Origin of the sequence: Ramlibacter sp. (assembly GCF_028292805.1) — a bacterium.
Classification (GTDB): Bacteria; Pseudomonadota; Gammaproteobacteria; order Burkholderiales; family Burkholderiaceae_C; genus Ramlibacter.
Genome location: NZ_JAQGLS010000099.1, coordinates 1 through 5,712 on the forward strand (window position 1 = coordinate 1; position 5,712 = coordinate 5,712).

8 protein-coding genes and 1 pseudogene are annotated in these 5,712 nt (G+C 70.9%); all 9 read right to left on the reverse strand.

The genetic code is table 11. The annotated features are described in order from the left end of the window. A pseudogene (locus tag JWP65_RS05465) lies at positions 1 to 671 on the reverse strand (FliH/SctL family protein); the annotation flags it as partial. Then, a complete protein-coding gene (locus tag JWP65_RS05470; RefSeq protein WP_299761118.1) occupies positions 668 to 1,186 on the reverse strand; it encodes a hypothetical protein in 519 nt (172 codons plus the stop codon). The gene JWP65_RS05470 and the pseudogene JWP65_RS05465, both read right to left, overlap by 4 nt. Continuing rightward, on the reverse strand, positions 1,183 to 2,619 hold the full coding sequence (gene fliF / locus JWP65_RS05475) for a flagellar basal-body MS-ring/collar protein FliF (protein ID WP_299761121.1): 1,437 nt from the start codon (positions 2,617 to 2,619) through the stop codon (positions 1,183 to 1,185). The genes JWP65_RS05470 and fliF overlap by 4 nt, the downstream gene beginning before the upstream one ends. A 30-nt stretch (positions 2,620 to 2,649) precedes the next feature. Further along, on the reverse strand, positions 2,650 to 2,961 hold the full coding sequence (gene fliE, locus JWP65_RS05480) for a flagellar hook-basal body complex protein FliE (protein ID WP_299761124.1): 312 nt from the start codon (positions 2,959 to 2,961) through the stop codon (positions 2,650 to 2,652). Next, positions 2,958 to 3,392, reverse strand: a complete 435-nt coding sequence (flgC, locus tag JWP65_RS05485) for a flagellar basal body rod protein FlgC (protein WP_299761127.1) — start codon at positions 3,390 to 3,392, stop codon at positions 2,958 to 2,960. The genes fliE and flgC overlap by 4 nt, the downstream gene beginning before the upstream one ends. Before the next feature lie 2 nt (positions 3,393 to 3,394). Further along, entirely contained in the window at positions 3,395 to 3,778 is a 384-nt protein-coding gene (locus tag JWP65_RS05490; RefSeq protein WP_299761130.1) for a flagellar basal body protein, read from the reverse strand. A gap of 18 nt (positions 3,779 to 3,796) precedes the next feature. Then, the gene (locus JWP65_RS05495) at positions 3,797 to 4,906 is read right to left on the reverse strand and encodes a flagellar basal body P-ring protein FlgI (RefSeq protein WP_299761133.1); all 1,110 of its coding nucleotides are present in this window, start codon (positions 4,904 to 4,906) and stop codon (positions 3,797 to 3,799) included. A gap of 20 nt (positions 4,907 to 4,926) precedes the next feature. Continuing rightward, positions 4,927 to 5,496, reverse strand: a complete 570-nt coding sequence (locus tag JWP65_RS05500; RefSeq protein WP_299761136.1) for a flagellar basal body L-ring protein FlgH — start codon at positions 5,494 to 5,496, stop codon at positions 4,927 to 4,929. Beyond that, positions 5,493 to 5,712, reverse strand: a 220-nt coding sequence (locus tag JWP65_RS05505) for a flagella basal body P-ring formation protein FlgA (protein WP_299761140.1), incomplete at its 5' end; no start/stop codon positions are given. The genes JWP65_RS05500 and JWP65_RS05505, both read right to left, overlap by 4 nt.

Genomic DNA, 5,712 nt, shown 5'->3' on the forward strand with positions numbered 1-5,712 from the left:
ATGCCGCCGCCGGCGCCGGTGACGATGCAGCCGCCGAGCGCCACGCTTGGGTCGCCGCGCCAGTGCAGCGGCCGGCCGCCAGCGCCGGGCAGCTGCCCTTGCTCCCGCGCTTCGTCGAGCAAACGAACGTCGGCAGGATGCAGAAGCAAGGTGACGGCGCCCTGCAAGTCGCAGGATGCCAGCAGGCCCACGACCTGGAGCCGGATGGCCTCGGGCGTGCCGGCGGCCTCTGCGAACACGCGACAGAGGGTTTCGTAGCAAAGGGCGAGCACATCGTCCTCGGCGCCGGCCCAGGCCTCGCGGGCGCCATCGCCCAGCGCGCACAGGAGCGCGTCCAGCCGCTGGCATTTCTCCTCGACCCGGTCCTGTGCGGCATGGGCGGCTGCGTCGGCGGCGGCGCGCGCCTCGTCCTGGCCGACCGCGATGCCACGACGCAAGCCCTCCTCGTAGCCGATCCGCTGCCCTTCCTCCTGGCCTTGCCGCAAGCCTTCGGCATGGGCGGCCGCCTGCATTGCGATGCGCGGATCCTCATGGGGTTGCGCCTCCATCACCTGGCTGCCGGCGAGGTCCGATGCCGCCGCGGCGCCCGGCCCGCGCGGCAGGCGCACTGCGACCGCCATGAACAGAGTGTCGCGCAACACCACCTGCTGGTCGTGGGCAACTGGATTCATCGGGCCACCCCCGTGCGGCGCACCAGCGCCCCGGCGCGGCGCCACAGGCGTTGGACCGCGAACCGCGGCTGCCGCCGGCTTTCGGCCGCGATGCTCTGCGAAAGCGCCTCGCACAGCGCGGCTTCGAACACCGGGGCGCGGGCGCCCACCGCGTGTTGCCGCAGCTGGCGCACGAAGTGGTCCTCCATCGCAGCCAGGAGCGCATCGCGCCACTGCCATGTGCGCATGGCGAGCAGACGGGCGGTGATAGCGGGCGGCTCGCGTTGCAGCAACGTCGCCAGCAGCCGCACCTGCCCCCTTTCCAGGTTCTCCAGGGCCGCCGCACCGAAGACTGGCCGCGGCTTCAGGTCCTGGAGCAAGGTGACGTCCGGCGGGATGCCGAGTTCGACGAGTTCGGCCAGCAGGCCTTGCAGCACGTCCTTGCGGCCGGGCGACAGTGCCTCCAGCAGCCAGGCCTGGTCTGGTGGCGCAAGTGCGTGCGCCATCAGAGCCGCGCGCCGCGGCGCCGCTGTCATGGCCTGCCTCCAGCGGCATCGACCAGGCCGCCTGCCGGCAGCCGCCCGTCGTCATCGACTTGCAGCCACGCTTCGACGCGTTGCAATGCGGCTTGGCGCTGGGTCTCGGTCAGCCTGGCCGGCATAGCGCACCGAGGCTGGCGGCGCCACGCCCATGCCAGCGCGCCCGCACTCGCCAGCAGTGCGATCACGGCAACTGCCTGTCCAGGAAGGTTCCGGACCGGGTCGGCACCGGTCGATGGCGCCGCGGCAGCAAGGACGGCTGGCTCCTGCCCCCGCGACAGCGGATCCACCGGCAACGTGGCGAACGACTGGACCACCACCGCATCGCCGCGCTCGGTCGACGCGCCGACCGCCGCGGCCACCAGCTTGCGGACCTGCTCCTGCTGCTGCCCATCGAGCGCCTGGCGCACCACGGCCACCACGTGCAGACGCCGGATCGATCCGGGCTGGCTCACCACCTGCTCCACCCGGCGGCCGGTCTGGTACTCCACGTCGCGCTGCATGCTGCTGCCGCGCGCGGCCCGGTGGTCGGCCTCCGGGGTTGCGGAGTCGCGCGCCGATTCGCGCTCGCGCACCAGCACGCCGGTGGCAGCGCCGCCCTTGCCTTCCGGCGCGGCGATCACGTCCTCGGTGGTCACCCGCACCTGATCCATGTTCAGCGTGACGTCGACGCTCGCCAGCGCCTGGCCGGGGCCGAAGGCCCGCTCCAGGACCACGCCGGCCTTGCGAGACAGATAATCCTCGGTTTCGCGCTTGAGCTCCAGGCGCCCGGCGCCGTCGCCCTCCGCTTCGTTGCCCGAGCGGCTCAACGCCACGCCCTGGTGGCTGACGATGGTGACCTCCTGCGCGGCAAGCCCGGCGACCGCCGCCGCGACCAGCCGCTGAATGCCGCTGACCTGTTCGGGGCGCAGCGACTGGCCCTGGCGCAGCGTCAGCGTCACCCCGGCCTTCGGCCGCGTCGCGGCCTGCTTGAACAAGCCTTGCTCAGGCAGCGCCAGGTGCACGCGGGCGTCGCGGATCTCGGCGAACGACAAGATGGTGCGGGTGAGCTCGCCTTGCAGCGCCCGCTGGAAGTTGATCTTCTGCGCGAACTCGGTCATGCCGAAGTCGGTGTTGTTGAACAACTCCAGACCGACCGCGCCGTGCAAAGGCAAATCCTTTCCCATCAGCTTGAGCCGCGTGGCGTGGACCTGCGCCTGATCGACCAGCAGCGTGCTGCCGCCATCAGCGACCGAATAAGGAACTTTCTGGCGTTCGAGCTCGGCCGCCATCACGGCGGCGTCCTGCGGCTTCAGGTCGGAGAACAGCACCGCCTGCTGGCCGCGCAACAACCACCAGCCGGCCAGCAACACCGCCACCAGGACGGCAGTCGCACCGGCACCGAGGCCGAGGCGAGAGCGCTGCTCCAGGGCATCCCACCAGATTTTCATCGCCGCTCCTGTTGTGCGTGGAAACGCATGTCACACCTGCATCCGCATGACTTCCTGGTAAGCCTCCAGGAGCCGGTTCCGCACCTGCATCGCGAGCTGGAAGGAAAGGCGGCTTTCCTCCAGCCGGATCATCACTTCATGCAGGTTCGGCGCCTCGCCGAGGGCCAGCTGCTGCAGATCAGCCTGGCTGACCATCAGCTTCTGGTTGACGCCTTGCAGCCCCTCGCTGACCAACTGCCCGAACGAAAGTCCACCGGGGGCGACGGCCGCGCGCGGCGCCGCTGGCAGGCTGCCAGCGACCTCGTCGTGCGCCTGCAGTGCCTGGATCGCTTCCGCGCTCACGTTCCCCTCCCGATGTCCAGCGTGCGCAAGGCCAGCAAGCGCGCCGTGTTCAGCGCGGCCAGGTTGGCTTCGTAGGAACGCATGGCCGCCATCAGCGTCACCATCTCCGCCGCCGGATCGACACCCGGATAGCTGACGAAGCCTTGCGCGTCGGCCAGCGGATGGCCCGGTTCGTGCGCGGTGCGAGGCGCCACGGCTTGGGGCTCCAGCGTGACCGAGGCGGCGGGCAACCCGGCCAGGCTGCTGTCGACGATGGCGCCGAACGGCTGCGTGGCCAGCGCGCGGGCGATCACGCGCATCGGCCGGTAGCCGGCGGCGGCCGGATCCTGCACGGTGTTGGCGTGCGCGAGGTTGGTCGCCGCCACCTCGACGCGGGTGCGCTCCAGGGACATGCCGGCGGCGCTGATGGCGAAGGCCTTGCTGTAGTCCATGCTCACCTCTTGCCGTCCGCGACGGCCAAGGCATGGATCGCGAGGTGTCGCGACAGGCCTTGCGTCAGGGCCTGGTAGTGGACGGCGTTCCTGGCCATCTCGACCATGGCTGCGTCCAGTTGCACCGGCACCGGTTGCCCCGAGGCATCGACGTCCGGTTCCAGCTCCACGCGGACTGCCGCCAGGCTTTGCGCATCCACGCTGCCTTTGTCACGCAAGGCCTGGCGGGCGTCGGCGAGATGGCTTTCGAAGGCGATCCGGACCGGCGCGTAACCGTGCGCGCCGGCGTTCGCCAGGTTGGCGGCGATGGCCTGGTGGCGCTGCCCGGCGGCGGACAAGGCCAGCGACAGGGTGGCCGTGGTCAGTGCTTCGATCGACTGGGTCATGGCTGCGCCTTTGCTACGTCACTGGACGACGAGTTCGCCGTGCAAGGCCCCGGCGGCCTTGACCGCCCGCAGGATGGAAATGATGTCGCGCGTGCTGGTCTTCATGCGGGCCAGCGACTGCACGAGGTCGGACACCGTGCCGGCGCCGGCGAGAAAGTCGACAGCGCCGGATTCCTCCACGTCGATCTGCGAATTGCTGACCAGCGCCGTGGCGACGCCGGGGCCGGCTCGGCCGATGAACTCGGGTTGCGAAACGCTGGCCTGGGTGGCGATGGAAATCTTCAGGTCGCCATGCGAGATCGCCACGCGCGCGATACGGACGTCGCCGCCCGACACCACGGTGCCGGTGCGCTCGTTGATCACGACCCGAGCGCGCCGGTCCGGCTCCACCCTGACGTTTTCCAGCCGGGCCAGAAAGGTGACCGGCTCGTGCCGCGCGTCCAGCGGCACCTGGATCTCGATGCCGGAAGCGTCCCGGGCACGGGCCAGCCCGGGGCCGACCTGCGCGTTGATGGCTGCCGCCACCCGGCTGGCGGTGGTGTAGTCGGGCTCCGTCAGCACGAAGGTGACCTGGCTGCGCGGCGCCGGCGCTTCCGTGGCCATGCCGACCTCGACCACCGCGCCGTTGGGAATCGAACCGGCGGTGGGGTGGTTCTTCTGCACCACGTTACCCTGGGCGTCGTAGCGGTGGCCGCCGATGGCCAGCGGGCCTTGCGCCAGCGCATGGACCCGGCCGTTCGGCGCCCTCAAGGCCGTCAGCAGCAGGTTGCCTCCCAGCAGGCTGCGCGCATCGCCGCTGGAAGCAACCGTGACGTCGAGTGCATCGCCCTCGCGCGCAAAGACCGGCAGCGAGGCACTGACCATCACCACGGCGACGTTGCGGCTGCTGACCTGCTCGGGCGGAATCGTCAGGTTGAACTGGGACAGCACGTTGGACAGCGCCTGGCGGGTGGCCCGGTTGCCGGGCCCGTCGCCGGTGCCGGACAGCCCCGTGACGATGCCGGTGCCGACCAGCACGTTCTCGCGCCAGCCCTGCACCTTGCCCAGGTCCTTGACGCGCATCGCCGCCGCCTGTGCCGCGGCAGTCGCGGCTGCCAGCAGCAGCAAGGCGCCCAACGCGATAGACAAGGGGCCGATGCGAGGCATGCTCAGAACCCCACCGTGTCAAGCAGTTTGCGCCACCAGGAGCGGCGGCCCCGATCGGTCACGTCGCCCTCGCCAACGTAGGTGATCCGTGCTCCGGCGATGCGCGTGGACTGCACCACATTGCCGTCGCTGATGTCGACCGGACGCACCAGCCCCTCCAGCGTGACCCGCTGCAGTTCGTCGTTGACCGTCACCGACTGCGCGCCGGCGATGCGCAACTGCCCGCCCGGCAGCACCTCCTGCACGGTCACGCTGACGGTGGTGAGCAGGCGGCTGGCGCGCTGCGTGCGGCCACCGCCATCGAATTCCCCGCTTAGCGCCAGCGCCGCCCGGGCAGCCTCGGAGCTGCCGTGCGCCAGTTCGCCTCGCAAGGCGTTAGCGCGGCGCGTGCCGGTGTCGGCGCTGCTGACGGCAGTGGAGTTCTCGAACACCTGCACCGTCAGCACGTCGCCGGTCCGGAACGCCTTGTTGTCGGCGGTCAGGCCGCGCCAGCCTGCTTCGTTGTAGAGGCTTTGCGCCGCGGCCACGCCGCAGACCGACAGCAGCAGCAAGCCGGCGATCGAGCGATTCATCGCGCCACCTCCAGTTGTCCGGTGCCGGTCACCCGGGCGACCAGGCTGGCTGCCGCCGCCGAGGGCCGCACGCGCACGTTGTCGCCCACGCGGCCGTCCTGCAGCACCCGGACCCGCGCTTCGGTATGCACCGCGCCCGCGCCCGAACGCAACGATGCCCACTCGCCACGCGCCACTGCCAGCAGCGGCTCGACGTCTTCGTGCCGCAGCCCCTCG